A 26294-nucleotide genomic window follows, 5' to 3' on the forward strand; every position below is an offset into this window, starting at 1 on the left:
GAAAAAGGAGGAGCTTATGCGCTTTTTTTTATGTTCGATCCTGCTGATGCTGTCCCCGCTTTGGCCGCTGGGTGAAAATCCGCTCCCTGGAGATCCTTATGTCATTATTAATAAAGCGTCAAATCAGCTTGCTTATATTGTGGATAATCAAGTTGAAGGCATCTATCAAGTAGCCACCGGGAAAACAGATGATCTCACGCCTGAAGGAGAATTCTCCATAACGGTGAAGGCGGCAAATCCTTATTACCGAAAGAAAAATATTGAAGGCGGAGCTCCTGAAAATCCGCTTGGCGCAAGGTGGATCGGTTTTGACGCGGAAGGAACTGACGGAAGAATATATGGGATACACGGAACAAACCGTGACGAATTGATCGGTGAGTTTGTTTCAAACGGCTGTATAAGAATGCATAATCAAGAGGTCATTCATTTATTCGATAGCATTCCCTTAGGCACGAAAGTGTTGATTACGAAGGACAGCCGTTCTTTTGAGGATATAGCTATAGAGCACAAAGCCCTGACAAAAAAGCAGGGTGTTCCCGTTCAATAAGGCCGCCTGCTTTTTTAATCACTATAAAAACATCATGACTCCCGAGAGCACTGTAGACAGGATAAAAACTCCCAAAATCACGATTAAAACACTTTTCATTAGTTTTTGGGACATAATTTCACTCCTTAGTTATGCTGTCTATTATTTTAACGTGTTTTGAACTGGCGGACAAGCCATATCATCACCTGCCTGAAGTATATTGAAAGTGGGGATTTTTGTGAAAAAGCTTGATCATATCGCGATTGCCGTATGTTCCATAGAAAAGGAAAGAGCGTTTTATGAGCGTGTGTTGGGACTCACCTTAATCGGTCAAGAGGTGATAGAAGACCAGCAGGTGAAAACGGCATTTTTTCAGGCTGGAGAAACAAAGCTGGAGCTGATCGAACCGTTAACGCCGGACAGCCCCGTCGGTTCATTTTTGAAGAAAAAAGGTCAGGGACTGCACCACCTGGCCTTTTTGTGCGGCGATTTATCTGAAAAGCTTACGGCCTTGGCGAATCAGCGGATTGAATTAATAGACCGCGAGCCAAGAAAAGGGGCGGGCGGCAAACAGATCGCGTTTATCTCTCCGAAGGAAACAAATGGTGTGCTCATCGAACTGTGTGAGTATGGCAAGAAAGGGGATTCGGACTATGGACATGAATGACCATATCAACGATTTGCACAAAAGGCGGCTGCTTGCGGCAGAGGGCGGAGGAATGGAAAAGCAGAATCAGCAGCGAAAGAAAGGAAAGCTGACAGCGAGAGAGCGAATCTCATGTTTGCTTGATAAGGATAGCTTTATAGAGCTGAATCCCTTTATGGAAAGCCGCTACCCCGCCCATAAGCGCGTTTTTCCCGGAGACGGCGTGGTCACCGGTTATGGAACGATTGAAGGCCGCCCTGTTTATTTATTTGCACATGACTTCACTGTTTTCGGCGGGGCGCTTGGAGAAACGCACGCCAAAAAGATTACCGCTGTGATGGATTTGGCAGCGAAAAGCAAAGCGCCGTTTATCGGATTGAACGACTCAGGTGGTGCGAGAATTCAAGAGGGTGTGGTATCATTAGATGGATACGGTCACATATTTTACCGCAACGTGCTTTATTCCGGAGTGATCCCGCAAATCTCAGTTATTTTAGGTCCGTGCGCTGGGGGTGCCGTCTATTCTCCGGCTCTCACTGATTTTGTTTTTATGGCCGAAAACACGGGCCAGATGTTTATCACAGGACCGAAAGTGATTGAAAAAGTAACCGGGGAACACATTGACGCGGAGAGCTTGGGCGGAGCAGGTATACATAACGTGGTAAGCGGAAATGCACACTTTTCAGGAAAAACGGAAGAAGAGGTGCTGGCAGAGGTTAGAAAGCTGCTTTCCTATTTTCCGCACAGCCGCCAATCATCGCCGCCCGCTCAAAAAGAAACGGCCAGACCGTTATTAAATAAACTTGTGCCCGCTGACGGTTCAAAGCCGTATGACATTCGGCATGTGATTGAGGAGCTGGCCGATCGGGACACATTTTTTGAGGTGCAGCCGTATTTTGCGAAAAACATTGTCATTGGATTTGCAAGGCTTGGCCAAAAGGCGATCGGAATCGTCGCCAGCCAGCCAAAACATTTGGCGGGCAGCCTGACCATTGATGCTGCTGACAAAGCGTCACGGTTCATCCGCTTTTGCGACGCTTTTCACATCCCGCTTTTAACGGTGGAAGATGTCCCCGGGTTTCTCCCCGGAATACAGCAGGAACACGGCGGAATTATCAGACACGGCGCGAAATTGCTGTTTGCTTATGCGGAAGCAACAGTTCCGAAAGTGACACTCATTGTCAGAAAAGCTTATGGAGGCGCCTATGTCGCAATGAACAGCAAGGCGATCGGGGCAGACCTTGTTTTCGCCTGGCCGAGCGCTGAAATTGCCGTCATGGGGTCAGAAGGCGCAGCATCCATACTGTACGAAAAGGAAATTAAAGCCTCGGCTGATCCGGAAAAAGCAAAGCGGAAAAAAACAGCAGAATACAAAAAACAAAATGCCGGCCCTTACAAAGCAGCGGCCTATGGAATGGTGGACGACATCATTCTGCCGGAAGAATCAAGGAAAAGGCTGATTCAAGCTTTTGACATGCTGACACATAAGACAGAAGAGAGACCGAAAAAAAAGCACGGTAATATACCGCTTTAAAATGGAGGGACTTACAAATGGTGAATGAAAAACGCCTGCTCGAAGAATTTTTAGAACTTGTCCAAATTGACTCAGAAACAAAACATGAGGCTGAAATCTGCAAAGTCTTAAAACAAAAATTTTCTGATTTAGGCGTAACCGTGACAGAGGACGATACAACGGCTGTCACCGGACATGGAGCAGGAAACCTGATTTGTACATTAAAAGGAACCAAGCAAGCGGATACCATTTATTTTACTTCGCACATGGATACCGTTGTCCCGGGAAACGGCGTGAAACCAACTGTGGAAAACGGTTATGTCAAAACAGATGGCACAACGATTTTAGGCGCTGACGATAAAGCCGGACTTGCGGCGATGCTTGAAGCGATCAAAGTGCTGAAGGAAGAAAATATTGAGCACGGCACGATTGAATTTATCATTACTGTCGGAGAAGAGTCAGGTTTGATAGGAGCAAAAGCACTCGATCGTTCGCTCATTACCGCGAAATACGGGTTTGCGCTTGACTCAGACGGAAAAGTGGGGAATATCATTGTAGCCGCACCGACTCAGGCGAAGGTGAAAGCCTCTATTTACGGAAAAACAGCGCACGCCGGGGTTGAACCGGAAAAAGGCATCTCTGCCATTACGATCGCCTCTAAAGCAATCTCCAAAATGCCGTTAGGCCGGATTGATAAAGAGACGACAGCCAATATCGGACGATTTGAGGGCGGCACGCAAACCAATATTGTCTGCGACCAAGTTGATATCCTAGCTGAAGCGCGTTCTTTAGTTCCTGAAAAAATGGAGGCGCAAGTTCAAAAAATGAAAGCGGCTTTTGAAGAGGCTGCGGCTGATATGGGCGGACGCGCGGAAGTAACGATTGAAGTCATGTATCCGGGCTTTAAATATCAAGACGGAGACCAGGTTGTTGAAGTCGCGAAAAAAGCGGCGGCAAAAATCGGCCGTCCGAGCGAGCTGCAAACGAGCGGAGGCGGAAGCGACGCTAACGTTATCGCAGGCCACGGCATCCCGACCGTCAACCTTGCAGTAGGCTACGAAGAGATTCATACGAAAAATGAAAAAATGCCTGTCGAAGAACTTGTCAAAACAGCAGAAATCGTTGTTGCGATTATTGAAGAGGCGGCAAAATAAAAGTTAACCCGAATGCAGGACATAATCTGCATTCGGGTTTTTTTATAAGCATTTTACCGCCACCGTCTAAGGGGCCAAAATAAGACGTCTTGTTTTTCAGCGTAATGAAGCAAAGGTTCTGAGTGCGGCAATTGTATACCGTGAGCTTCGGCTGTCGTATTGATGGTAAAGTGAGCCTCTGCCCTTTTCAGCATCCATGGATGGTGGTGAATGTCTTCAAAATAAAGCTTGTTGTGATGAGAGGTATATAGTCTGTATCGTTCTGTGAGCCAGTAATCTAGCGACTCCTTTTCGGCTGTAAAAGGGGCAGATATCGGCCGATAACTGGCGCTGAATTCAGCCTTCGCGCTTCTGGCATCTTGTCTTTTACTGGCATATTGAATGATATCACCGCTTTTTTCAGCATTCATATCAGCATAGAAATAAGGAAGATGAAAAAAGGTGCGGGCGCCTTGAACCGCCAGCCTGTGATCGGCGTCTAAGCTGAAAAAATAAATGCCGGGTTTGCCTTTATAGGTTACATAGGTACGGAAGTTAAGTTCAGGAAAGGAATGAGCTCCGGGAATCGGAGGAAGAAAACGAGCCCGAAGATCCGTTAACATAAAGGGCAGCACGCTGATCCAAGCCATCCCGTTATAGGTATCTAATTTCAAAACAGAGGGGACTTTGTCACGAAGGATCGAGGGATCGACCGGCCAATGGGCAAATAAGACATCATTCCATGTTTGTCTCATTATCCATACACCCTTAGGTACAGAAGTATTTTTTTGATTAAAACGGTCAGTCATCATTTTCTGCTCCTTTTTTTATTGCATGTGTGTAAAGCTATTCCCGGTTACTCTGTTTTTAAACGAAATATCACACGGCACGGTGCATCGCCATTCATCTGCTAGCGTCCGTTATGAATCCAAAAGAATAACCCCGGCTTTTAGCCGGGGTTATTTACTATTTAATTTGCAGGCTCGGTTTGAGCTGCGATCTCTTTGTTTTTATTTTTGTGATAGGTCTGCTGCAAAATGACGTTTTGCACGGTTAGGAACAGCCCGCTTGTAAACCAGTAAAGAGGCAGAGCGGCCGGAACATTAAGCGAGAAAATCGTCATCATCACAGGGAAGAAAAACACCATGATCTTCGCAGATTGCTGTGCTGCAGGGTTTTGCGGCGCTGCTGAATATTTAGTGTTCAGTTTTTGCGACGCATATGCCTGAATAAAGTACATGGCTCCGGCGCAAAGGGAAACAAGAATATCGGATTGGCCTAAGCTGAACCATAAGAAAGAGTGTGACGCAATTTCAGGCGTCGAACGAATGGCATAATAAAATCCGATCAGAATCGGAAACTGCACAAGCATGGGTAGACAGCCCATTGCAAGCGGATTGAGATTGTTTTCCTGATACAGCTTCATCATTTCCATTTGCAGTTCTTTCTGCTTTTCCGGGTCTTTGTTTTTTTTAATTTTTGCCTGAATGCTGTCAACCTGCGGCTTGATTACCGCCATCTTTTCCTGGAACACACGCTGCTTTTTAAATTGATGAACAAACAAAGGCAGCACGATCACCCGGACAATAATAGTTACAAGTATAATAGAAAGCCCGTATTCTCCGTTAAACAGCCCGGCAACCCCTTTCAGCAATGCTGAAAACGGCTCGATTAAATAGTCGTGGAAAAATCCGATATTACCAAGGCCGCCCGTCTGCGGGGTTGCGGCAAAAGCCGCATTTCCTGTGAATAGTACGATAAAAAAGAATCCAAAAGCAATCAATTTTTTATAAGTTTTGAACAATATGTTCTCCTCCTTTTTATAAATGCTGTTTATAAAAGAAGGGAACCGAATTCTTCATCATCATTCGCCGGAGAATTCATGCGAATGACTTTACGTATCCATGTCGTAATGCGATGATATATAATAATAAGAAAGTCTGTTCGGTTAATTTGAACGACCGTCTGGTATTCATCTATGCGTTTCGTCTTCCATTGCTCGCCAATTCGGCACTCCCGCAACAAAAAAGCGATGCCGATTGCCGTCAAAGCGGGAAGAATAATTGTGAAGAAATCGACTAAGAATAAAAAGTCATTCATCGATTCAACTACCATTAAATCACATCCATTCAATACCTATAGTTTACTATATGTACAAGCGATTGTCTATTGAACGAAAAAGGAGAAATCTTTATGTCAGGCAAGGGCAGAATCATTTTTCATATTGATATGAATAGTTTTTATGCATCTGTCGAAATGGCGTACGATCCTTCTTTAAAAGGAAAGCCGATCGCAGTTGCTGGGAATGTTAAGGAGAGAAAGGGAATTGTGGTCACATGCAGCTATGAAGCAAGAGCGCGCGGCGTGAAAACCACGATGCCCGTGTGGGAAGCGAAGCGCAAGTGCCCCGAGCTGATCATTCTGCCTCCGAACTTTGACCGCTACAGAAGCTCGTCAAGAGAAATGTTTCAGATTCTGCGCCAGTATACTGAGCTTGTTGAACCTGTTTCGATTGATGAAGGATATATGGATATTACCGATACGCCATACAGCTTCACGGCATACGACACAGCAAAGGAGATTCAGAACCGGCTGCAAAAGGAGCTTCTGCTTCCGTCAAGCATCGGCATTGCCCCGAATAAATTCCTAGCTAAGATGGCGTCTAATATGAAAAAGCCGCTTGGCATTACCATTTTAAGAAAAAGGGAGGTACCGGACATTCTTTGGCCGCTGCCAGTCGGGGAAATGCACGGTGTTGGAAAGAAGACGGCGGAAAAAATAAAGAGCCTTGGCATATATACGATCGGAGATCTGGCCGCTGCCGATGAGCATGCATTAAAACGTCTGCTCGGCATAAATGGACCGCGGCTGAAAAATAAAGCAAACGGGATTCACCATGCGGAGGTTGACCCGGAGCGTATTTATGAATTTAAAAGTGTGGGCAACTCCTCGACACTTTCGCATGACAGCACAGACGAAGAAGAGCTGCTTGGTGTTTTCAGAAAGCTCGCGGCTTCTGTCAGCGACCGTCTTCAGCGAAAAGAAGTCATGGCTTCAAAGCTTTTTATCATGATCCGCTATAGTAATTGGAAAACAATCACCAGAAGCCTGATGCTGAAAAATCCAATTGATCAGAAGAACGAAATTATGCAAGAGGCGGAAAATCTCTTTTTTAAGCACTGGAGCAGAGAGCCTGTCAGACTTCTCGGCATTACGGGAACTGATCTGGTTGAAAAAGAACAAGCGTATAAACAGCTTGACTTGTTTTCATTTACAGAAGATGCAAAAGATGAACCGATTCAACAGATGATGGAAAAGCTCAATCAGAAGTTCGGTTCCAATATGATCAAAAAGGGCGCCAAAGTCAAAAAGAAAGAAAGTAAAACAAAGGGAACGAGCTTTAATAAAGACTTTTTTCAAGACGAAAAGAAAAGCTGAATAACTTGAAAAAAGGGGGTGAAGTATGGTAATTTCAATATTATAAATATCATTTTATTTTAATTTAAATTTTAAAATGGTTAAACGTTTGTAGAAGGGACGTTAGAATATGTCAAAACAACAAATCGGAGTTATCGGCCTTGCCGTAATGGGTAAAAATCTTGCTCTAAATATCGAAAGCCGCGGTTTCTCTGTTTCGGTTTACAACAGATCCAGCAGCAAAACAGAAGAATTTCTGCAAGAAGCTCAAGGCAAGAACGTTGTCGGTACATACAGCATTGAAGAGTTTGTCCAATCTTTAGAAGCGCCTCGCAAAATCTTGCTTATGGTTAAAGCGGGTGCAGCAACAGATGCGACAATTCAATCGCTTCTTCCTCATTTAGAGAAAGACGACATTTTGATTGACGGCGGAAATACATATTATAAAGATACACAGCGCCGCAATAAGGAGCTCGCAGAAAGCGGAATCCACTTTATCGGCACAGGCGTATCAGGCGGAGAAGAAGGAGCGCTTAAAGGGCCTTCTATTATGCCTGGCGGACAAAAAGAAGCTCATGAGCTTGTGAAGCCGATCCTCGAAGCGATTGCAGCAAAAGTAGACGGTGAAGCTTGTACAACGTATATCGGTCCTGACGGTGCCGGTCACTATGTCAAAATGGTCCACAACGGAATTGAATACGGAGACATGCAGCTGATCTCAGAATCCTACTTCATTTTGAAACAGGTGCTCGGACTTTCCGCTGAAGAACTTCACGAAGTATTTGCCGAGTGGAATAAAGGCGAGCTTGACAGCTATTTGATTGAGATCACAGCTGACATCTTCACGAAAAAAGATGAAGAAACAGGCAAACCGCTTGTTGACGTGATTCTTGATAAAGCAGGTCAAAAAGGAACAGGGAAATGGACAAGCCAAAGCGCGCTTGATTTAGGCGTACCGCTGCCGATTATCACTGAATCTGTTTTTGCCCGCTTTATTTCAGCAATGAAGGATGAGCGTGTGAAAGCCAGCGGTCTTCTTGCAGGCCCTGAAGCTAAACCTGTTACTGAAAACAAAGCTGAATTGATCGAAGCGGTCAGAAAAGCATTGTTCATGAGTAAAATTTGTTCTTACGCACAAGGTTTTGCTCAAATGAAAGCTGCTTCTGACGAATACAACTGGGATTTGAAATATGGCGAAATCGCTATGATTTTCCGCGGCGGCTGTATCATCCGCGCTGCGTTCCTTCAGCAGATTAAAGAAGCTTACGACCGTGAGCCGGAGCTTGATAACCTGCTGCTAGACAACTATTTCAAAAACATAGTGGAAAGCTACCAAGGAGCGCTTCGCCAAGTGATATCACTCGCTGTCAGCCAAGGCGTGCCGGTTCCTTCTTTCTCCAGCGCACTTGCTTACTATGACAGCTACCGCACAGCTGTACTGCCTGCAAATTTAATTCAGGCGCAGCGTGACTACTTTGGTGCTCATACTTACGAGCGCACTGATAAAGAAGGCGTATTCCATACTGAATGGATGAAGTAATTAAAATGAACCCCGCAGGCCTATACGCTGCGGGGTTTTTTATAATCGAAATACGATAATAAGTATGCAAATCAAAGGCCAGAGCTATAGCTCTGGCCTTTGATTTGTTAAATATTCCACCATTGAAAGCCGTCTTTTGATAAAAGATCGTCTGATTCTTTCGGACCCATTGAGCCTGCTTCATAGTTAGGAGAAAGGGTTTTGTTTGAAGCCCATGTTTCTGAAATTGAATCGACGAAACTCCAGGAAAGCGCCACTTCATCCCAATGCGCAAAGTTTGTCGCATCACCGAGCAGACAGTCGTGGATGAGCTTCTCGTAAGCTTCCGGCGTGTTCATTTCATCACTGCAATTGCTGCAGTAATCAAGTTTGATCGGCTGAGCATGCGCGGCTCCGCCCAATTTTTTTGCATTTAAATATAAGGTAATCCCTTCATCCGGCTGAATGTGAATGACAAGTAAATTAGGGTTTATTTGTTTTTCATTGCCGTAATATAGATTCATTGGGATTTCCTTGAATTCAACCACGATTTTTGTGGATTTTTCTTTCATTCGTTTCCCTGTGCGGATATAGAATGGAACACCCGCCCATCTGAAGTTATCAATCAAGAGCTTCCCTGAAACAAATGTTTCTGTATTTGAATCTGGTGCAACGTTTTGCTCTTCCGGATAAGCCGGTACAGGCCTGCCATCAATCATGCCTGCCTGATATTGTCCGCGTACAAAGTATTGATCCACTTCTTCTTTGGCGATCGGCCGAAGCGCTCTGAGAACCTTTACCTTTTCACTGCGGATTTCTTCAGTGTTAAGCTTGATTGGCGGCTCCATGGCAAGCAGGGCGACCATTTGTAAAATGTGGTTTTGCACCATGTCGCGAAGGGCGCCGGATGTTTCATAATATCTGGCACGGTCTTCTACGCCCAGATCCTCACTTGATGTGATTTGAATATTTGAGATGTAGCGGTTTGTCCACAGCGGTTCGAAAATCGCATTGGCAAATCGGATAACTTCAATATTCTGCACCATCTGTTTGCCTAAATAGTGGTCAATTCGGTAAATCTGATCTTCGGTGAACGCTTCACGAATTTCTTTGTTTAGTTCTTTCGCGCTCGGCAGGTCATGGCCGAACGGTTTTTCAATCACAAGGCGCGACCAGCCTGTTGTAGCCGTCACTCCTTCTGATTTTAAGGATTTCGCGATCGTGCCGAAAAATTCAGGAGCCATCGCTAAGTAGAACATTCTGTTGTTCGGAATTTCGTATGTAAGTTCTAACTGATCGAGGAGCACTTTCAGCTCCTGATACGAACTCGGATTTGTCACGTCAAACGGATGATAATAAAAGTGAGACGTGAAATCATCTGTATGTTTATCGCCGCCTGCTGAAATGGACTTTTTAACGGTTTGCCGAAGATCCTCATTCGACCAAGGTCTTCTTCCGACACCAACAACCGCAAATTCTTCCCCTATCTGGCCATTCTTATATAAACGGTGAATGGACGGATAAAGTTTCCGCTTGGCTAAATCTCCTGTTGCGCCGAATATAACAATCACTGCTTTTGGATGTTTTTGATCTGTTTTCACTAAAAGTACCTCACTTTATTCGAAGCATTATTTTAGTACCCCGTATATTTTCTTCATTTTAAATCTAAAATTCAATGAAAGCAAACATTTCAGCCTCTTTTTTGCAGAATGGAGAAAAAACTTTTTTAAATGACCAATCGGCGGAGAAACCGAAAGCAGGGCGAGATTCACATTTTCAGTTTGATCCTGTATTCTTGTAGGTAACAAGCGTTGTGTAGGAGGAAAGAAATGTGGAATTACTATTTTTAGGGACCGGCGCCGGCATACCGGCCAAATCAAGAAACGTCTCATCCATTGCGTTAAAGCTGCTGGAAGAAAGGCGTTCAGTCTGGCTGTTTGACTGCGGGGAAGCCACACAGCATCAAATATTACATACATCTATTAAGCCCCGTAAAATTGAAAAAATCTTTATCACCCACATGCACGGTGACCATGTGTACGGCCTTCCAGGGCTGCTCGGAAGCCGATCCTTTCAAGGGGGGGAGGATGAACTGACAATCTACGGACCTAAAGGTATTAGAGCCTTCATAGAGACGAGCCTTAACGTGACAGCGACACGTCTGACTTATCCTCTCGCCATCATAGAAATAGAAGAAGGAGTTATCTTTGAAGATGACCAATTTACCGTGACTGCCAAGCCTGTGATTCATGGTGTTCCTGCATTTGGTTATCGCGTACAGGAAAAAGATATGCCGGGTGCGTTAAAAGCAGATTTATTAAAAGAAATGAAAATCCCGCCGGGTCCGATTTATCAAAAAATCAAACAAGGGGAAGAGGTCACACTCGAAGACGGGCGTGTGATTAATGGAAGAGATTTTCTGGACGAGCCTAAAAAGGGACGGGTCGTAGCATTTTCCGGAGATACAAGAGTGTGCTCAAATGTGAAGGAGCTTGCGGCAGGTGCAGATGTGCTTGTCCATGAAGCTACCTTTGCAAAGGGAGATGATAAGCTTGCCCATGATTATTTTCACAGCACAACTGAACAAGCTGCAAAAACAGCTAAGGAAGCAGGGGCAAAGAAGCTCATATTAACCCATATCAGTGCGAGATATCAGGGAGAAGCCTCTTTGCAGATGCTGTTAACGGAAGCGGAGGATATTTTCCCAAACAGTATGACAGCATTTGATTTTCTGGAAATTGATGTACACCGGAGCTAAAAAAGGTTTATGGTTGACAGGATATGCTCATATTGTATAATAAAGCGTAATAATTACGTTTTAAGAGGAGGATTTTAAAAATGAGAGTCAATGTTACTTTAGCATGCACTGAAACAGGGGACAGAAACTACATCACAACAAAAAATAAACGCACGAATCCAGATCGTCTGGAGCTTAAAAAATACTCACCGCGTTTAAAGAAATACACGATTCACCGTGAAACAAAGTAATTGGTAAAATAACCGAGTCTGCCCGGTTCCTTGAGCAGATCTTGTACAGCCTTTGTGTTCTGATTTCTATCGGAGAACAAAGGCTGTATTTTTTAGGTTTAATTTTAGAGGAGAAAGGCAATTTCCTTTTAGCCGAATTCTCTTAGGGAACATTTCCTTACAACGAATCGAAACCAATGACTTACGGTTCTTCTGAATATTAGGTGTACGCTGTTCTATCAGCAATAAAAAATCCCCTCCAAGTAAAAGTGTTTCATCCTGAATCCGCGGACTCTTTTACATGGTTGGGGATCATTATCACTGGTCTGTATTTAAATTGGTTTTACGCCGGTCAGTTCACCGCTTGATAGACTGGAGCGCCCATTTGCTGGCGGGCTGCGCACCATACATCGTAAAGAGCAAGATGAACGATATGCGGTTCATCGTGATGAATGTCGTGGGAGCTGTTTTCAGCCTGAATCCAGCCGCTTTGATTAGATAAGGACAGGATGCTGCTGTGCAGCTTTTGCCATTCTTTGTGCGCCTTTTTTAAGCGTTCGTTTCGCTCTCCGGAAGATAAAATCAAAAGCGGCATATCACCTAAGTGGATTTGCTGTTTTTTGATCTGGCGGAGGCTTGTAAGAAATTCTGCGTGTGAACCTTCTAATATAAACTGTCTGTAATACGCGGCTTGCATGTCTTCAGGCATAAGGGGGAGCACATTGTTTTCTTGATCTTCAGAAGCCGGATCAAGCAGTACCATTCCTATAATATCCCGGCGGTTCTGGCTGGCCCATAATCTGCTGATAATTGCACCGTATGAATGCGAGACAACAAGATATGGAGGCTTTACACCTGCTCGATGAAGCAATGCTTTCAATTCCTTTACCATGCGGTCTGCCGTTCTGCTGTATGCGCTTCGTCCGCTTTTGCCGAGTCCGGCTCTATCGTATGTGAAAATTCCAAGTTCTTCATCAATGTTAGCCAGTAATGGGTTCCATGTCTCAGAAGATGTGCCGTAGCCGGCTTCAAAGACAACCGTAACATCACTAGATCCTTTGCGGTGTTTTGTATGAAAAGGGCATCCGTCAACTGTATATGTCTTTTCTTCCCATGCTGTATTCATTGGAGTCATCTCCTCTAATTGGTTCTAATAGGGAGACGCAGAACGTCGGGCAATCGTTTCTCGAAAAATAAAAAAAGAGATATCCGGCGGTGTTTCCGCGGATATCTCGGGGGAGTTGGTGTTACCACGCTCTATCGTATTGTACGGGCGCCGGGATGTTTGTATTCAGCTGTTGAGCAGCGGTTCTTGCGAAAAATGGGTCCCGCAAAAGCTCTCTGGCAATAAAAATAAGATCAGCGCGGCCGTTTTGCAAAATTTCTTCAGCTGCTAAACCATTTGTAATCATTCCTACCGCCCCGGTCGGTATGTCAGCCTGTTCGCGGATCTTATCGGCGAAACTCACCTGGTAGCCGGGGAACACGTTAATATCGGCATGAACAAGAGCTCCTGAGCTGCAATCGATTAGATCGACGCCCTGCTCCTTCATCCATTTGGCAAACCCGATGTGATCCGCGATGTCTAACCCTTTTGGTGTGTAGTCAGAAGCAGAAACGCGAACAAATAAAGGACCGTCCCATACTTGTTTGACTTCATCAATTGTTTCTCTTAAAAAGCGGTAGCGATTTTCCGGTGAACCGCCGTATTCATCAGTGCGATGATTGGAAAGCGGAGATAAGAACTCATGAATTAAGTATCCGTGCGCTGCATGCAATTCAATAATATCAAAGCCGGCTTCTTTTGCGCGGACAGCAGCCTGTTTAAACTCCTGAATCGTCTCTTTGATTTTTTCCTCTGTCATTTCAACCGGCGTGTTTGAATGTTCATCAAACGCAATGGCTGACGGAGCGTAAATATCTCCTTCAAGCTCAGCTTTTCGGCCGGCGTGCGCGAGCTGAATGCCGATTTTTGAACCTTGGGCTTTCACCTGTTCTGTCAGCTTTGAAAGCTCTTCGATATGATCATCGCTCCAGATTCCCAAATCTTGATCTGAAATCCGGCCTTGAGGGGTAACGGCTGTCGCTTCAACGATAATCAGCCCCACCTGTCCGATTGCGCGGGTTATGTAATGGGCCATGTGGAACGGCTGCAGTTTCCCATCTTTATTATGAGAGGAGTACATGCACATTGGAGACATCACAATCCGGTTTTTTATGGTTACATCTTTTACACTCCACGGAGTAAATAATTTTCTGCTCAATATCTTTCGCCTCCCGATATGTTTTTAGAGATTGATTATAACAAGTCATTTCTTTCCCGTCATATAAACTGCTCAAACGCGTTACGAATATTAGAATTTTCTGTATAATAGACAGGGAATTCTTTTTATTTTGAAGAACTTAAATGATTTTATACATATGAGGAGCAGATGTCTTATGAATTGGCAGACGAAGGAAGAATTGCGGGAACTTTTAGTTTCTCTCGTTCAGTACGACAGTATTACCGGTTCAACGGGAGAGGTAGCCCTCGCTGAATATCTTTATTACTTATTAAAAGACAGACCCTATTTTGAAAGGAATCCCGAGCATCTTACTCTCCATCCGATGAATGACGGAAGATACTTTTTGACGGCGCTAGTGAAGAAAGAGGACATAGCGCAGGCCGTCCTGCTGCTGAGCCATTTTGATGTTGTAGACATTGAAGACTATGGGGAATTCAAACATATGGCATGCAAGCCGAATGAACTTCTGGACTCTTTTCTAGAGAAAAAAGATTTGCTGCCTGAGCATGTGAGGCAGGACGCAGAGAGCGGGGATTGGCTGTTTGGGAGAGGCGCGATGGACATGAAGGCCGGCCTCACTGTTCAGCTTTCCATGCTTGAGAGGGCAATGGAGGGCCAATTTGACGGTAATCTTCTGCTTGTGACGGTGCCGGACGAGGAAGTGAATTCCCAAGGCATGCTTGAAGCCGTTCCGGTATTAAAAGAGTGGAAAAAAAAACATGGTTTGCGCTATACCGCTTGTGTAAATTGTGAACCGATGTTTGAAAAATTCCCCGGTGATTCAAACCAATATATATACTCTGGGAGCATCGGGAAAGTACTGGCGGGATTTTTTTGCAAAGGAATTGAAACGCATGTCGGAGAGCCATTTTCAGGCTTGAATGCCAATTTGATGGTTTCTGAAATTAACCGTCTTCTTGAACTGAATGTCAGTTATTGCGAAGAGGCTGACGGGGAGATTACACCGCCGCCGGCCAATTTAATGCAAAAGGATTTGAAGGAAGCCTATTCAGTCCAGACGCCTCATACCGCTGTCACTTTATTTAATGTGCTGACGATGAAGCGCTCTGCCAGTGAGCTTCACCGGATGCTGCTTGATACCGCAAAAAAAGCAGCTATTAATATAGCGGCCAATATCCAGCATAAAACACTTGATTTTCAGCGGTTCGAATCGTTTCAGCCGATTGACCGAAATGTTTCTGTCCTGACCTTTGAAGAACTTCTGGATCGTGCCAGGCAGCGTGTCGGAAGCTCGGAGGCAGAACGGGTGCTGAACTATACATTTGCTAACAAAGGGAGCCTCGGCGACCGGGATTTTTCAACAAAAATTGTATCTGAACTTGCCGCACTATGTAAGGAAGACGCCCCGCTGATTGTTTTGTTCTATAGCCCGCCATTTTATCCCGCAGTCACCTCAAAGGAAGACCGGATCATAAAAACAGCGGTAGAACAGCTTACAGATTATGCGGGTGAAAAACACGGACTTCGCTTAAAAGAAGTTCAGTATTTTCCGGGACTCTCTGATTTAAGCTACCTTCAGCTTGAAAAGCAGGAGGTTGGTGCTTATACAAGCAATATGCCGCTGTATAACAGAGGATATTCACTTCCGTCAGGCAAAGAACAAGCTTTGTTTGTGCCTGTGCTGAATGTCGGTCCGGCAGGGAAAGACCCCCATAAGTGGACAGAAAGGCTGAATATGCCGTACTCATTTGAGGTTCTTCCTGACCTGCTTTCATTTACCATTACAGCTTTATTAAAAAGCCATAAATAAGTTTTACCATGGGATATACGGCTTTTCACCTGTATATATTTTACTGCTTATCAAAAAAAGCATGAACGGTTATTCGCTCATGCTTTTTGATTACATATGCTTTAAAACAGTGGCCGCAAACTCTTCTTTTATTTCCCTGGACCGTTTGGCCGTTTCTTCAATGCAGTGAACAATGGCGTCTTCAAAACACCGTTCCTTTAAGACGCGCAGTCCGGCTTCTGTTGTGCCGCCTGCGCTTGTAATCTCCGTTCTCAGCTGTGCTGGCTGTTTTCCGCTTTGTTGAAGCATTTCTATGGCGCCGGCCATCGTTTGCAGAATCAATCGCTTTGCAAAGCCTTCCTCAAGGCCGACTTTATGTGCCGCCGTCTCCATTGCCTCTGCATAATGATAAAGGTACGCAGGGCCGCTTCCCGCAATCGCCGTTACTGCATCCATGTGCTTTTCTTCCACGAGAGACGCCTCACCGATCGTTTCTAACAACGTTTTTGCAGTTTTGATCGCGTCCGCGCCTGCTTCAGGGCTTGCGGAAAACGCGGTTGCCGATTTTCCGATTGCCGCGGATGTATTTGGCATTGCCCGTATGACGGTCAGATTTCTTTCAAAATAACACTGGATAGTCTCAATTGTAATGCCGGCAAGCACTGATATAACAAGTTGATTTTTGATATGAGAACGAATGCCGGCGATGCTTTTTGCTGCATCTTTCGGCTTTATCGCAAGGACGATGATATCCGTTTTCTCAAAAAAAGCAGTTTTATCTCTGCACGGCAGCACGCCGTATGTGTCTTTTAATTCCTTCAGCCGCGCTTCATTTGACCTGTTGGTAACGAGTATGTGATCGGGTTTCATCATTCCGCTCTTCAATAAGCCGTTGATCATTGCTTCAGCCATAGAGCCGGCCCCTATAAATCCAATTGTTTTCATTTGAATCCTCCTTCATTCTATCCGGAAACACAAAAAACCTTTTCGTCAAGTAAAGGACGAAAAGGTTCGCGGTACCACCCTAAATTAGCACAAAGATGTGCTCAGCTCATATCCCGTAACGCGGGAAACGTTTAGGTTTTCCTAACCGCTCTAAGGGCAGGTTCTGCAAACAAGAGGGCCGCGATATCTTTCAGCCTGAGGATCATCGCTCTCTTTGGCCATTGTTTGTATACTATTCCTCGTCATAGCGTTCCATGTTCGTATTTTAGTTTGTTGTTCATTATGCAATGGAGGACAAGTTTATGTCAATAACTTTTTAAAAAAGGGAGGCTTAAAGAGAAAGCATGAATGACACCGAAGAGAGAAAAAGCTAAAATATGAATAACAATAGAAACAGACTTAGACAAGGAGTTTAAAGATGGCAACTACAGAGATTATTCCGATCTGCGTGCCGACGCCATTTGCAGTCGGTGATGTGATCGTTTATTTAGTAAAAGGCGAGGCGCTGACGCTCATAGATGCCGGGCCGAAAACAAAAGAGGCGGCTTCTGCTCTTGAGCATCAGCTTGCAGCTCAAGGTGTAGCGATATCAGATATTGAGCAGGTGGTGCTTACCCATCACCACGCGGATCACGCAGGGCTCCTTGATCTATTCTCTGACCAAACAGGGTTGATCGGACATGCTTATAATCAACCTTATATCAGTCGAGATAAAGCATTTTTTGAGTGGCAAGGAACCTATTTTCAACAGCTGTTCTCTGAATTAGGCGCACCGCTAGAACATAAACAGGCAGAAAGGCTCCTCCGGTCTGCGTACAAATTTTCCTGTACGCGTTCTTTGACAAAAACAGTCGGAGAAGGAATGGAAATTGACGGATTAAAAGGATGGACGGTCTTAGAGATGCCCGGCCATGCGGAATCACATATCGTTCTGTTCCACGAACAGGAAGGAAGAATGATTGGAGGGGACCTGCTGTTGCAAAACAGCTCATCTAATCCGATTATCGAAGCGCCAAAAACGGGAAGCAAAAGAACGGCGCCTTTATTAGACTATCAGCATTCATTAAAACGGCTGTATGACTTAAATCCTGCCATCATGTATCCCGGCCATGGAGATGCCGTCAAAAATGTACAAACACTTATTACGAAACGCCTGGATAAACAGCGGAAGCGGACGGAGGACGTGTGGCGCATGCTGTCTGAAAGGCCGCATACCGCTTTTCAAATCTGCCAGCGGCTATTTCCGGAGTTCTATCAAAAAGAATTGTTTTTAACGATGTCAGAAACCGTCGGACAACTGGATGTCTTAACGCACAATAAAAGAATTACAACAGAGCGGGACGGAGCGACTCAATATTTTAAAGCCGTATAAGAGGTGGATTTAATATGAAGAAGTTAGCAGGAAAGCGTATATGGATTACCGGTGCTTCTGGCGGTCTCGGCGAACGAATTGCTTATTTATGCGCCGCCGAGGGAGCCCGCGTCTTGCTATCGGCGAGACGGGAGGACCGTTTGCAAGAGATCAAAAGAAAAATAGCGGAAGAATGGAGCGGGCTGTGTGATATCTTTCCGCTGGATGTAGGAAGCCTTGATGAGATCGCCAGTGTGCATCGCAGGATTGGTTCTGTTGATGTCTTGATTAACAATGCGGGGTTTGGCGTATTTGACACGGTTTCGGACTCATCACTGGATGACATGAAGCAGATGTTTGAAGTGAACGTCTTTGGCCTGATTGCCTGCACAAAAGCGGTTCTTCCAGGGATGCTCGAGCAAAAAAGCGGCCATATCATCAATATCGCATCTCAAGCCGGAAAGCTGGCAACACCGAAATCTAGCCTTTACTCGGCAACCAAACACGCCGTCTTAGGTTATTCAAACGCATTGAGAATGGAGCTGGCGGAAACCGGCATATATGTGACAACCGTGAATCCGGGGCCCATTGAAACAGACTTCTTCTCGATTGCCGATAAGGGCGGGGACTATGTGAAAAATGTGAGGAAGTGGATGCTTGATCCTGATGATGTCGCAGCCCAAATCACGGCAGCCATCCTGACCGGAAAGCGCGAAATCAACCTCCCGCGCTGGATGAACGCCGGCACAAAACTGTATCAGCTATTCCCTTCGCTAGTGGAAAAGCTGGCCGGGCGGGCTATGATGAAGAAGTAGATAAAGTCTCAGCTAAATCTTAGGCTGGTTTTATACTAGAAAAAAGGGAGAGATGTTTTACATGTCTAAAAGTCAGAGAGCATTGGACTCACTCCGTCAAGATCCGCTGATCCAAAAGCTCGTTAAAACGCGTCCGGTCTTTTGGTCAAATCCTAAAAAAACCGATGTCTTTGCGCCGGACCGTATGAGGTGGGAAGAGGAGGTAGTCCAAGCTGAGAAGAGAATGCAGCGATTTGCACCATACATTGCAGCTGTGTTTCCGGAGACAAGGGATGCTAAAGGCATTATTGAATCGCCTTTGACGGAAATCCAGCACATGAAGAGTCAGCTGGAGAATACATACAACACATCGCTTCATGGCAAAATGCTGTTGAAATGTGATCATGACCTCCCCATATCTGGTTCCATTAAAGCGAGAGGGGGCATCTATGAAGTGCTGAAGCACGCTGAAGATTTAGCTCTTCAAGAGGGAATGCTTTCAATTGCGGACGATTATAGCATCTTGAATGAAGAACGATTTAAAGCCCTTTTCTCCCGCTATTCAATCGCAGTCGGTTCAACCGGAAACCTGGGTTTAAGCATCGGAATTATCGGCGCGAAACTTGGATTCCGCGTTACAGTTCATATGTCAGCCGACGCAAAACAGTGGAAGAAGAACTTGCTTCGAGAAAAAGGGGTTACAGTAGCGGAATATGAATCTGACTACAGTGAAGCCGTCAAAGAAGGCCGTCTGCAGGCGGAACAGGATCCTTACTGTTATTTTGTTGATGATGAACACTCCCGCCAGCTGTTTTTAGGCTATGCGGCTGCTGCTAGCCGTTTAAAGAAACAATTAGACCATTTGAAGATAAACCCGGATACTGATCATCCCTTGTTTGTGTATCTGCCCTGCGGAGTCGGAGGGGGACCTGGCGGAGTGGCGTATGGGCTGAAGCTTTTGTACGGCGAGAATGTTCATGTGTTTTTCGGCGAGCCGACTCATTCACCGTGTATGCTGTTAGGGCTATATTCAGGTCTTCATGACGGCATATGCGTACAGGATATCGGACTTGACAATGAGACAGCTGCGGACGGCCTTGCGGTGGGAAGACCATCTGGATTTGCAGGAAAAATGATGGAGCCGCTGCTGAGCGGATGCTATACCGCAGAAGATAACACGCTGTATGAGTTACTGCATATGCTGGCCGATTCTGAAAACAAGTATTTAGAACCCTCGGCGCTAGCCGGGATGTTCGGACCTGTTCAGCTATTTACAACAGAAGAGGGGGAGCGTTATCTTCAAGCCAATCAATTGCAATCTAAAATGAAAAACGCCGTGCATATCATTTGGGGCACCGGAGGCAGTATGGTTCCCCGTGGAGAAATGGAAACGTATCATCGTATCGGGTCTGCATTGATAAATTCCAAAAAATGAGCAGACAGTGAGAGCGTTTTCCGTTACAATCTTTGTAGGTATGAGTTTAGTAACGGAAGCTATATAGAGAGATTGGTGTGAATATTGAAAAAGAAAGAACTTAATTTACATACCTTATACACGCAGCATGACCGCACGTCTTGGTCGGGGTTTGGCGGCCACCTGTCAATAGCGGTTTCTGAAGCGGAAGCCAAGGCGGTGGAGGGGCTGAATGATCATTTATCGGTAGAAGAGGTTGAAACGATTTATATTCCGCTTGTCCGCCTGCTTCATTTACATGTTGCATCTGCCGCTCGGCGAAATAAGCATGTGAATGTTTTTTTAAAGCACCCGCATTCGGCCAAGATCCCGTTTATTATCGGAATTGCCGGCAGCGTCGCAGTCGGGAAAAGCACGACAGCGAGAATTTTACAGAAGCTGCTTTCGCGTTTGCCTGACCGCCCCAAGGTGAGTCTTGTGACAACCGACGGCTTTTTGTTCCCTACGGCGGAGCTGAAAAAAAGAAATCTGCTGTCCAGAAAAGGATTTCCCGACAGCTATGACGTAAAAGCGCTGCTTGAATTTTTAAATAATCTCAAGTCAGGAAAAGACAGGGTGGAGGCGCCGGTGTATTCCCACCTTACCTATGACAGGGAGGAAGGCGTCTTTGAAGTTGTGGAGCAGGCTGATATTGTCATTATTGAAGGCATTAATGTTCTTCAGTCTCCGACATTGGAAGATGACAGAGAGGATCCCCGTATTTTTGTTTCTGATTTCTTTGATTTTTCCATTTATGTCGATGCTGAAGAACACCGCATTCTTACATGGTACCTGGAGCGCTTCCGGCTTCTCAGGGAAACGGCGTTTCAAAATCCGGCGTCCTATTTTCATAAATTTAAAGACCTCTCTGACAAGGAAGCGGACGAGATGGCGACTTCAATCTGGGAAAGCGTCAACCGCCCTAATTTATATGAAAACATTTTGCCGACAAAATTCCGCTCGGATCTGATTCTGCGAAAAGGAGATCGGCATAAGGTGGAAGAAGTTTTAGTCAGAAGAGTGTGAAGAAAGAGCTTGGGGGTGAGACAAGTGATACATCATATTGAATTGTATGTCTCAGATTTGGAAGCCTCAAAGCGATTTTGGGGATGGTTTTTAGGTGAGCTTGGCTATGAACCATTCCAAAAGTGGGACTCCGGCATCAGCTGGAAAAAGGACGATTTTTATCTGGTGTTTGTGCAAACAGAAGAACGATTCCTGGAGCAAGGATTTCACAGACGCCGGATCGGCCTGAATCATCTGGCTTTTCATGCTGAATCAAGAGAGCAAGTTGATATGATGACAGAAAAGCTGTTGGAAAGAGGTTATCATGTGTTATACAGAGACAGGCATCCGTATGCGGGCGGCGGCGCGCATTATGCCGTATACGCAGAGGACCCGGACCGGATAAAGATCGAGCTGGTTGCTCCGGGTCTATAAATTCTGTTTTTCCTCTTTACTGAGCGTATCCAGCTTTTTTTCAATTCGTTCTAACTGTGCTTTACGTTTTTTCAGAGTTCTTAGACCTGCAACAGTTGCAAAAATGATCACTGTTAATAATAATAATGGCACCAATTGAAAGATTAAGTCTCCGATATTCATTTGCTTGCCTCCTTTTAAAGGGAGAGGGGGTTTTCATCGCTCCCGAGTATTTTACAGCGGTTATTCAATCCAGGCCGAGCTTGAGCGGTTCCGGCCGTCAGCTGCCGGTATGCAAATGCTAAAAACGGCAGTCCGATCAGCGTGATGCCGGCAAGAATAGAAAAAATGAAGCCGGGTCTGCCCGGTCTAAATACATCAATACATATGCCTCCTGCCCAAGGGCTTATTACATTTCCCAGCTGTGAAAAGCCTATTGCTCCAAAATAAGTGCCTTTCAATTCAGGCTTTGCGAGCTGGTCTGCGAACAAATCCTTCATAGAAAACAAAAGCACTTCCCCAATTGTAAAGGTAATAATGATGATAACAAGTGTTAAGTAGATTGCTGAAAGGGATGCTCATTGATGTTGCCATTCTGCCGAAAATGGTCCTGATAATGATGGTCCATCTGCTGTTCTCTCCTGTACGCGTTCTTTCTTTATCACACATGAAAAATTTTCCTTATCCAACAGCGATTCTAAAAACAATTCTCTATAGATGTATTGACCTTCGCTGAAAGAAATCGGAATGCCGTTTGAAAATTTAAAGGCGGTGGTTTTGACCCATCAGGATATAGATCACATCGGAGGAGCGCCTGCTTTTACCCAGAAGGCCGGACACGACATTACAATCTATGCCCATGAGTTGGAATGCCTTTATATAGAAGGGGGGTTCCGCTTATTAAAACCGATATCAGCCGTATGACCAAGGAGAAAGCAGCATCTCTTCCGGAGGAAATAAGGCAACTGTATAAAACCCTTCGAAGATAAAGGTGCAGGAAACCATAGAGGATGGGCCATTGCTTCCGTTTTGCGGCGGCCGCGTGATTTTTATACAAGGTCAGCCTTTATGTGGAGGAAAAGAAACTTCTCATTGCCGCAGATGCATTGGTTAAGACTGATGGCGCTTTACACTGGCCTGTTGGAGGGGCGACATTGGATATGGATCAGGCTTTACTATCTTTGGGAAATTTTCAGACTATGACATAAGTCCGGTGGTTTGTTATCATGGCGGTGTTTTTCAAGAAAGCCTGCATCAGCGGATAAAAGAGCTGCAAGGAACAACAGAGATGTGAAAACATCTCTGTTGTTTTATGAAGAGTGATCTGTATGTTTTTTTCTCAGCAGCACAAGTCTCCATATATGACTCACGATCACCTTGGCGACAGCATACCCCGGTATCGCCAGCAGCATGCCGACAATGCCTGCAAAATTTCCGACGGCGAGCAAGAGAAAAATAATGGTCAGCGGATGGATCGAAAGCTTCCGTCCCATTACCTGCGGGGAAATGATTTGACTTTCAATTTGCTGGGCGATGACAACGACCACGATGACCAGTACGGCGGTTGTCGGCGAATCAAACAGACCGACAACAACGCCGGGAAACGTGCCGATCCACGGGCCGATAAACGGGATGACATTGGTCACCATGGCGACAACACCCAGCATTAGCGGGTAATCCAATCCGATGATAAAATAACCGATTGTCACAAGAACGCCGACACAGCAGCTGACGATAATCTGACCCTGTATGTAAGCGCTGAGCGTCTGATCCATGTCTTCGAGAATCCGTTTTCCTTCTTTTTGCTGTTTTTTAGGGAGAAAATGCAACAAGTACCGGGGCGCTTTTTCGCCCTCTTTTAACATGTAATACAGCACAAAAGGAATTATGACAATGGTAATGACCGCATTGGTCACAGCTCCTGCCATACTTTTTATGTTGTCTCCCAGCGAAGAGATGAAGCTGTTAGAGTAGTTTGTGACTTTATCTGTGATTTGATTAAGCGAACTTTGCTCTTGCAGGCGGGAAAACCACTTGTTGTGCTGTATGGTTTCACTCCAATCCCTTGCCTGATCAAGCAGTTTCGGGAAGTTGCTGACAAAGCTGTTGAACTGTTTCTGAATCTCAGGTCCTGCTGTATAAATGAAGAGGGTAAAGAGTCCGCCGGCGGTTAAATAGATCAGCAAGATCGCGATACCCTTTGGCAGTTTGGCTTTTGTATGCAGCAGTTTAACGAGCGGACGAAACAAATAGTAAAGCACACCCGACAGTATAATCGGCCCGAATAAGGTTTGGCAGAAAATAATGAAGGGACGGAACAAAAAGTCAATCAACGTTCCGAGATAGATGATGAGAAACAACAAAAGAATCCCATATCCGATTTTAAAATATTTACCGACAGGCATAGGCACACCACGCAATCAAAAGATTTGAAACATTCCTCCTGCGTTCCATTCCCATTCTGTGTGCCGTATAAACGTTTATCAGGAAAATAGCCCTTGATTTGTGACATAGTCATAAATAACATCCTCTATATGCGCATGCAGATCCTCATCAGGCTCTTCGTTTTGTCTTTCTTTCAAGGCGGCCTTCAAGCTCTGTTTTTCATACGGGCTTAACGGGTCCGTGGCGACATTCCGGCCATATTGGCGAAGCGCCTGTCCTAACATTTTTTCCAGGAATTTATCCATTGTTTCTTCTCCCATCTTTATTGTTGCTTTTATTCTACTAAATGTTTTGCCGCTCTCAAACCGTCAGATCATAGTTTCTGTCAGGCAAGAATCATTTACCAGTATAAACCGAACGTATTTTCGCATATAATAGCAAGAGCGAACATAAGTTCTTTTTAGAGGTGTATATGATGAAAGAAAAAGTGATTTTTCTCGTTGATATGCAATCGTTTTATGCATCCGTGGAAAAAGCGGAGAATCCCCATTTGAAGAATCGGCCGGTTATTGTTTCCGGTGATCCGAAGAGAAGGAGCGGGGTGGTGCTGGCTGCTTGTCCTCTTGCAAAGAAAAAGGGGGTCGCCAATGCTTCGCGGCTTTGGGAAGCCCAGGAAAAGTGCCCCGAGGCTGTGGTGCTTCGTCCCCGCATGCAGCGTTATATTGATGTGTCTTTGCAAATTACCGCGATTCTCGAGGAATACACAGATATGGTCGAGCCTTATTCCATTGATGAGCAGTTTATGGACGTCACTGGCAGCCAGAAGCTGTTTGGACGGCCGGAGGATATAGCCAGAAGCATTCAAGACAGAGTGATGCGGGAGATGGGGGTTTATGCGCGGGTTGGCATCGGACCGAATAAAGCTCTCGCGAAAATCGCCTGTGACAACTTTGCAAAAAAGAATGCCAGCGGGATATTTTATTTAACTGAAAACAATATGAAAACACATATGTGGCCTCTCCCTGTCGGCTGCTTGTTTGGCGTCGGAAGCCGGATGAAGCATCATTTACGCCGGATGGGGATCAGCACCATCGGCGGGCTTGCGGCCTTTCCGGTGGAGCTTTTAAAAAAGAAGTGGGGCATTAACGGACACGTGCTGTGGATGACCGCAAACGGCATTGACTATTCGCCCGTGACGACTGCGTCTTTGGATGGCCAAAAAGCGATCGGACATGGAATGACGCTCCCGAAAGACTACGAACATTTTGACAGGGAGATTAAGGTCGTGCTGCTGGAGCTATGTGAAGAGGTGTGCAGGCGAAGCAGAAGATCAGGGGCGATGGGGCAGACGGTGTCGGTGAGCTGCCGGGGCGCTGATTTTGATATTCCGACGGGCTTTCACCGGCAAGTGAAGCTGTCTGAGCCGACCAACCGCACACAGGATGTGTACCGGGCGGTATGCAGATTGTTTCTTGCGTTTTGGGATGGGAAACCTGTGCGCCGCCTCGGCGTCAGTCTTTCTCAGCTCTCTTCTGATGACGTATGGCAGCTCAATTTGTTTCATGACTATGCGAAGAACATGAGCCTCGGCTACGTAATGGACGGCATTAAAAGCAGGTTCGGCGACACAGCGATTGTCAGAGCCTCATCGTTAACAGCCGCGGGACAGGCGTTTGAACGCGCGGCTAAAATAGGAGGGCATTACAAATGAGCGATCATTTAAAAAGAGGCAACTTATTATGGGAAGGAAGCCGAATGTTTTTGCCGGAACATAAAGAAAGTCTGCTGGCGAGAAAACGCCATAAACAGAAGCTGAAGAAGCCGATCCTTGACCCTGATAAGCTGGAAGAGATGAATCAGACGGTCTGTGAGGCGATGGAATATGCGCAGGAGGTAATGGTCAGCTACTTCGAAGACGGAGCGCTTATCTATTACAGCGGGAAAATCTGCCGTTATGAGGAACTGCAAAATATGCTATGGATAAAGGGAGCCGCTGATCAGCCGCATAGATTAAAGCTTGAGCATGTGCTCGATATTTCTCTATCTGTTTGAGCTGAAAAAAGAGCGCAGGCAACAGATCATTCTGCGGGCTTGATCTATGAGAAGAGTGTAGGAATAAAAGGAAAATCAGTCGCAGACAGCTGTTTGGGCTGATTTTTTTTATTTTATTTTTTCTATCCGCACACGTGTA

General features: G+C 45.4%; 28 protein-coding genes and 1 pseudogene. 17 read left to right on the forward strand and 12 right to left on the reverse strand.

What is annotated here, in order from left to right; translation table 11 throughout:
* The first annotated feature begins 16 nt into the window (after positions 1–16).
* On the forward strand, positions 17–547 hold the full coding sequence (locus GXP75_RS13310) for a L,D-transpeptidase (RefSeq protein WP_242556999.1): 531 nt from the start codon (positions 17–19) through the stop codon (positions 545–547).
* Positions 548–568: 21 nt separating this feature from the next.
* Here the strand turns inward: GXP75_RS13310 and prli42 are convergent, their stop codons facing one another.
* Complete coding sequence (gene prli42, locus GXP75_RS13315) at positions 569–661, reverse strand: stressosome-associated protein Prli42 (protein ID WP_149917137.1); 93 nt, start codon at positions 659–661, stop codon at positions 569–571.
* A 103-nt stretch (positions 662–764) separates the two neighbouring features.
* Between prli42 and mce the strand changes: the two genes are divergently transcribed.
* The 3 genes from mce to GXP75_RS13330 are packed head-to-tail and all read left to right on the forward strand — an operon-like array spanning position 765 to position 3839.
* On the forward strand, positions 765–1193 hold the full coding sequence (mce, locus tag GXP75_RS13320; protein ID WP_242557000.1) for a methylmalonyl-CoA epimerase: 429 nt from the start codon (positions 765–767) through the stop codon (positions 1191–1193).
* Positions 1180–2706 carry an acyl-CoA carboxylase subunit beta gene (locus GXP75_RS13325; RefSeq protein WP_396022467.1) on the forward strand — a complete coding sequence of 509 codons (1527 nt, stop codon included), beginning with the start codon at positions 1180–1182 and terminating at the stop codon, positions 2704–2706. Before mce ends, GXP75_RS13325 begins: the two co-directional genes overlap by 14 nt.
* Positions 2707–2723: 17 nt before the next feature.
* Complete coding sequence (locus tag GXP75_RS13330) at positions 2724–3839, forward strand: M20/M25/M40 family metallo-hydrolase (protein WP_061572882.1); 1116 nt, start codon at positions 2724–2726, stop codon at positions 3837–3839.
* Positions 3840–3892: 53 nt separating this feature from the next.
* On the opposite strand, the gene GXP75_RS13335 is transcribed toward GXP75_RS13330, so the two are convergent.
* The 3 genes from GXP75_RS13335 to GXP75_RS13345 form a co-directional block, all read right to left on the reverse strand.
* A complete protein-coding gene (locus GXP75_RS13335; RefSeq protein WP_242557001.1) occupies positions 3893–4627 on the reverse strand; it encodes a YqjF family protein in 735 nt (244 codons plus the stop codon).
* A gap of 161 nt (positions 4628–4788) precedes the next feature.
* Positions 4789–5622, reverse strand: coding sequence for a membrane protein insertase YidC (locus tag GXP75_RS13340; protein ID WP_242557002.1), 834 nt, complete (start codon positions 5620–5622; stop codon positions 4789–4791).
* A 29-nt stretch (positions 5623–5651) separates the two neighbouring features.
* Positions 5652–5933, reverse strand: coding sequence for a hypothetical protein (locus GXP75_RS13345; RefSeq protein ID WP_003325522.1), 282 nt, complete (start codon positions 5931–5933; stop codon positions 5652–5654).
* A 78-nt stretch (positions 5934–6011) separates the two neighbouring features.
* Between GXP75_RS13345 and GXP75_RS13350 the strand changes: the two genes are divergently transcribed.
* Together GXP75_RS13350 and gndA are read left to right on the forward strand one after the other, a co-directional pair.
* A complete protein-coding gene (locus tag GXP75_RS13350) occupies positions 6012–7256 on the forward strand; it encodes a DNA polymerase IV (RefSeq protein ID WP_242557003.1) in 1245 nt (414 codons plus the stop codon).
* 109 nt (positions 7257–7365) lie between these two features.
* A complete protein-coding gene (gene gndA / locus GXP75_RS13355) occupies positions 7366–8775 on the forward strand; it encodes an NADP-dependent phosphogluconate dehydrogenase (RefSeq protein WP_003325524.1) in 1410 nt (469 codons plus the stop codon).
* A 107-nt stretch (positions 8776–8882) separates the two neighbouring features.
* Here the strand turns inward: gndA and zwf are convergent, their stop codons facing one another.
* Positions 8883–10355: a glucose-6-phosphate dehydrogenase gene (zwf, locus tag GXP75_RS13360; protein WP_242557004.1), complete on the reverse strand. Its 1473-nt coding sequence runs from the start codon at positions 10353–10355 to the stop codon at positions 8883–8885.
* A 230-nt stretch (positions 10356–10585) separates the two neighbouring features.
* Between zwf and rnz the strand changes: the two genes are divergently transcribed.
* Positions 10586–11512, forward strand: coding sequence for a ribonuclease Z (gene rnz / locus GXP75_RS13365; RefSeq protein WP_242557005.1), 927 nt, complete (start codon positions 10586–10588; stop codon positions 11510–11512).
* 80 nt (positions 11513–11592) lie between these two features.
* Positions 11593–11742: a 50S ribosomal protein L33 gene (rpmG, locus tag GXP75_RS13370; protein WP_003325527.1), complete on the forward strand. Its 150-nt coding sequence runs from the start codon at positions 11593–11595 to the stop codon at positions 11740–11742.
* Positions 11743–12073: 331 nt separating this feature from the next.
* On the opposite strand, the gene GXP75_RS13375 is transcribed toward rpmG, so the two are convergent.
* Positions 12074–12847, reverse strand: a complete 774-nt coding sequence (locus GXP75_RS13375) for an alpha/beta fold hydrolase (protein ID WP_242557006.1) — start codon at positions 12845–12847, stop codon at positions 12074–12076.
* A 121-nt stretch (positions 12848–12968) separates the two neighbouring features.
* Positions 12969–13985, reverse strand: a complete 1017-nt coding sequence (namA, locus tag GXP75_RS13380) for an NADPH dehydrogenase NamA (protein WP_003325529.1) — start codon at positions 13983–13985, stop codon at positions 12969–12971.
* Positions 13986–14160: 175 nt separating this feature from the next.
* Here namA and GXP75_RS13385 point away from each other — a divergent pair, with 175 nt between their 5' ends.
* Positions 14161–15777, forward strand: coding sequence for a M20/M25/M40 family metallo-hydrolase (locus tag GXP75_RS13385; RefSeq protein WP_242557007.1), 1617 nt, complete (start codon positions 14161–14163; stop codon positions 15775–15777).
* 90 nt (positions 15778–15867) lie between these two features.
* Here GXP75_RS13385 and proC read toward each other — a convergent pair whose 3' ends face one another.
* Positions 15868–16701, reverse strand: coding sequence for a pyrroline-5-carboxylate reductase (gene proC, locus GXP75_RS13390; protein WP_242557008.1), 834 nt, complete (start codon positions 16699–16701; stop codon positions 15868–15870).
* 418 nt (positions 16702–17119) lie between these two features.
* On the opposite strand from proC, the gene GXP75_RS13395 reads away from it, so the two are divergent.
* From GXP75_RS13395 to GXP75_RS13415, 5 genes are all read left to right on the forward strand, one after another.
* Complete coding sequence (locus GXP75_RS13395; RefSeq protein WP_242557009.1) at positions 17120–18073, forward strand: MBL fold metallo-hydrolase; 954 nt, start codon at positions 17120–17122, stop codon at positions 18071–18073.
* A gap of 14 nt (positions 18074–18087) precedes the next feature.
* The gene (locus tag GXP75_RS13400) at positions 18088–18867 is read left to right on the forward strand and encodes an SDR family NAD(P)-dependent oxidoreductase (protein WP_242557010.1); all 780 of its coding nucleotides are present in this window, start codon (positions 18088–18090) and stop codon (positions 18865–18867) included.
* 61 nt (positions 18868–18928) lie between these two features.
* Positions 18929–20281: a D-serine ammonia-lyase gene (dsdA, locus tag GXP75_RS13405; RefSeq protein WP_242557011.1), complete on the forward strand. Its 1353-nt coding sequence runs from the start codon at positions 18929–18931 to the stop codon at positions 20279–20281.
* 84 nt (positions 20282–20365) lie between these two features.
* Positions 20366–21325, forward strand: coding sequence for a type I pantothenate kinase (gene coaA, locus GXP75_RS13410; RefSeq protein ID WP_061572895.1), 960 nt, complete (start codon positions 20366–20368; stop codon positions 21323–21325).
* Positions 21326–21352: 27 nt separating this feature from the next.
* On the forward strand, positions 21353–21739 hold the full coding sequence (locus GXP75_RS13415) for a VOC family protein (protein WP_242557159.1): 387 nt from the start codon (positions 21353–21355) through the stop codon (positions 21737–21739).
* Here GXP75_RS13415 and GXP75_RS13420 read toward each other — a convergent pair.
* Together GXP75_RS13420 and GXP75_RS13425 are read right to left on the reverse strand one after the other, a co-directional pair.
* Positions 21734–21901, reverse strand: a complete 168-nt coding sequence (locus tag GXP75_RS13420) for a hypothetical protein (protein ID WP_242557012.1) — start codon at positions 21899–21901, stop codon at positions 21734–21736. The genes GXP75_RS13415 and GXP75_RS13420 overlap by 6 nt on opposite strands.
* 14 nt (positions 21902–21915) lie before the next feature.
* Positions 21916–22272, reverse strand: a pseudogene (locus GXP75_RS13425) (MDR family MFS transporter); the annotation flags it as partial.
* A gap of 193 nt (positions 22273–22465) precedes the next feature.
* Between GXP75_RS13425 and GXP75_RS13430 the strand changes: the two are divergent.
* Positions 22466–22642, forward strand: coding sequence for an MBL fold metallo-hydrolase (locus tag GXP75_RS13430; protein ID WP_242557013.1), 177 nt, complete (start codon positions 22466–22468; stop codon positions 22640–22642).
* 386 nt (positions 22643–23028) lie between these two features.
* Here GXP75_RS13430 and GXP75_RS13435 read toward each other — a convergent pair whose 3' ends face one another.
* Both GXP75_RS13435 and GXP75_RS13440 read right to left on the reverse strand, forming a co-directional pair.
* Positions 23029–24123 (reverse strand): AI-2E family transporter, encoded by a 1095-nt coding sequence (locus GXP75_RS13435; protein WP_214918617.1) that lies wholly within the window; start codon positions 24121–24123, stop codon positions 23029–23031.
* A 78-nt stretch (positions 24124–24201) separates the two neighbouring features.
* The gene (locus tag GXP75_RS13440; RefSeq protein WP_061572901.1) at positions 24202–24408 is read right to left on the reverse strand and encodes a YqzH family protein; all 207 of its coding nucleotides are present in this window, start codon (positions 24406–24408) and stop codon (positions 24202–24204) included.
* 167 nt (positions 24409–24575) lie between these two features.
* On the opposite strand from GXP75_RS13440, the gene GXP75_RS13445 reads away from it, so the two are divergent.
* Complete coding sequence (locus GXP75_RS13445) at positions 24576–25814, forward strand: DNA polymerase IV (RefSeq protein ID WP_088117527.1); 1239 nt, start codon at positions 24576–24578, stop codon at positions 25812–25814.
* On the forward strand, positions 25811–26155 hold the full coding sequence (locus GXP75_RS13450; protein WP_061572903.1) for a YolD-like family protein: 345 nt from the start codon (positions 25811–25813) through the stop codon (positions 26153–26155). Before GXP75_RS13445 ends, GXP75_RS13450 begins: the two co-directional genes overlap by 4 nt.
* Positions 26156–26294: the final 139 nt, after the last annotated feature.

The sequence above is a fragment of the Bacillus sp. HU-1818 genome (genome assembly GCF_022695965.1).
GTDB classification, from domain to species: domain Bacteria; phylum Bacillota; class Bacilli; order Bacillales; family Bacillaceae; genus Bacillus; species Bacillus atrophaeus.

What these genes read in the sequence shown, in the direction of transcription:
- GXP75_RS13430 (WP_242557013.1), top strand. Translation starts at nt 22,466, where the DNA reads ATGCCGTTTGAAAATTTAAAGGCGGTGGTTTTGACCCATCAGGATATA.
- GXP75_RS13345 (WP_003325522.1), bottom strand. Translation starts at nt 5,933, where the DNA reads ATGGTAGTTGAATCGATGAATGACTTTTTATTCTTAGTCGATTTCTTC.
- GXP75_RS13375 (WP_242557006.1), bottom strand. Translation starts at nt 12,847, where the DNA reads ATGAATACAGCATGGGAAGAAAAGACATATACAGTTGACGGATGCCCT.
- GXP75_RS13350 (WP_242557003.1), top strand. Translation starts at nt 6,012, where the DNA reads ATGTCAGGCAAGGGCAGAATCATTTTTCATATTGATATGAATAGTTTT.
- GXP75_RS13445 (WP_088117527.1), top strand. Translation starts at nt 24,576, where the DNA reads ATGATGAAAGAAAAAGTGATTTTTCTCGTTGATATGCAATCGTTTTAT.
- rpmG (WP_003325527.1), top strand. Translation starts at nt 11,593, where the DNA reads ATGAGAGTCAATGTTACTTTAGCATGCACTGAAACAGGGGACAGAAAC.
- prli42 (WP_149917137.1), bottom strand. Translation starts at nt 661, where the DNA reads ATGTCCCAAAAACTAATGAAAAGTGTTTTAATCGTGATTTTGGGAGTT.
- GXP75_RS13435 (WP_214918617.1), bottom strand. Translation starts at nt 24,123, where the DNA reads ATGCCTGTCGGTAAATATTTTAAAATCGGATATGGGATTCTTTTGTTG.
- GXP75_RS13330 (WP_061572882.1), top strand. Translation starts at nt 2,724, where the DNA reads ATGGTGAATGAAAAACGCCTGCTCGAAGAATTTTTAGAACTTGTCCAA.
- proC (WP_242557008.1), bottom strand. Translation starts at nt 16,701, where the DNA reads ATGAAAACAATTGGATTTATAGGGGCCGGCTCTATGGCTGAAGCAATG.
- GXP75_RS13335 (WP_242557001.1), bottom strand. Translation starts at nt 4,627, where the DNA reads ATGACTGACCGTTTTAATCAAAAAAATACTTCTGTACCTAAGGGTGTA.
- GXP75_RS13400 (WP_242557010.1), top strand. Translation starts at nt 18,088, where the DNA reads ATGAAGAAGTTAGCAGGAAAGCGTATATGGATTACCGGTGCTTCTGGC.
- gndA (WP_003325524.1), top strand. Translation starts at nt 7,366, where the DNA reads ATGTCAAAACAACAAATCGGAGTTATCGGCCTTGCCGTAATGGGTAAA.
- GXP75_RS13420 (WP_242557012.1), bottom strand. Translation starts at nt 21,901, where the DNA reads ATGAATATCGGAGACTTAATCTTTCAATTGGTGCCATTATTATTATTA.
- GXP75_RS13440 (WP_061572901.1), bottom strand. Translation starts at nt 24,408, where the DNA reads ATGGATAAATTCCTGGAAAAAATGTTAGGACAGGCGCTTCGCCAATAT.
- GXP75_RS13450 (WP_061572903.1), top strand. Translation starts at nt 25,811, where the DNA reads ATGAGCGATCATTTAAAAAGAGGCAACTTATTATGGGAAGGAAGCCGA.
- GXP75_RS13325 (WP_396022467.1), top strand. Translation starts at nt 1,180, where the DNA reads ATGGACATGAATGACCATATCAACGATTTGCACAAAAGGCGGCTGCTT.
- GXP75_RS13395 (WP_242557009.1), top strand. Translation starts at nt 17,120, where the DNA reads ATGGCAACTACAGAGATTATTCCGATCTGCGTGCCGACGCCATTTGCA.
- dsdA (WP_242557011.1), top strand. Translation starts at nt 18,929, where the DNA reads ATGTCTAAAAGTCAGAGAGCATTGGACTCACTCCGTCAAGATCCGCTG.
- GXP75_RS13385 (WP_242557007.1), top strand. Translation starts at nt 14,161, where the DNA reads ATGAATTGGCAGACGAAGGAAGAATTGCGGGAACTTTTAGTTTCTCTC.
- GXP75_RS13310 (WP_242556999.1), top strand. Translation starts at nt 17, where the DNA reads ATGCGCTTTTTTTTATGTTCGATCCTGCTGATGCTGTCCCCGCTTTGG.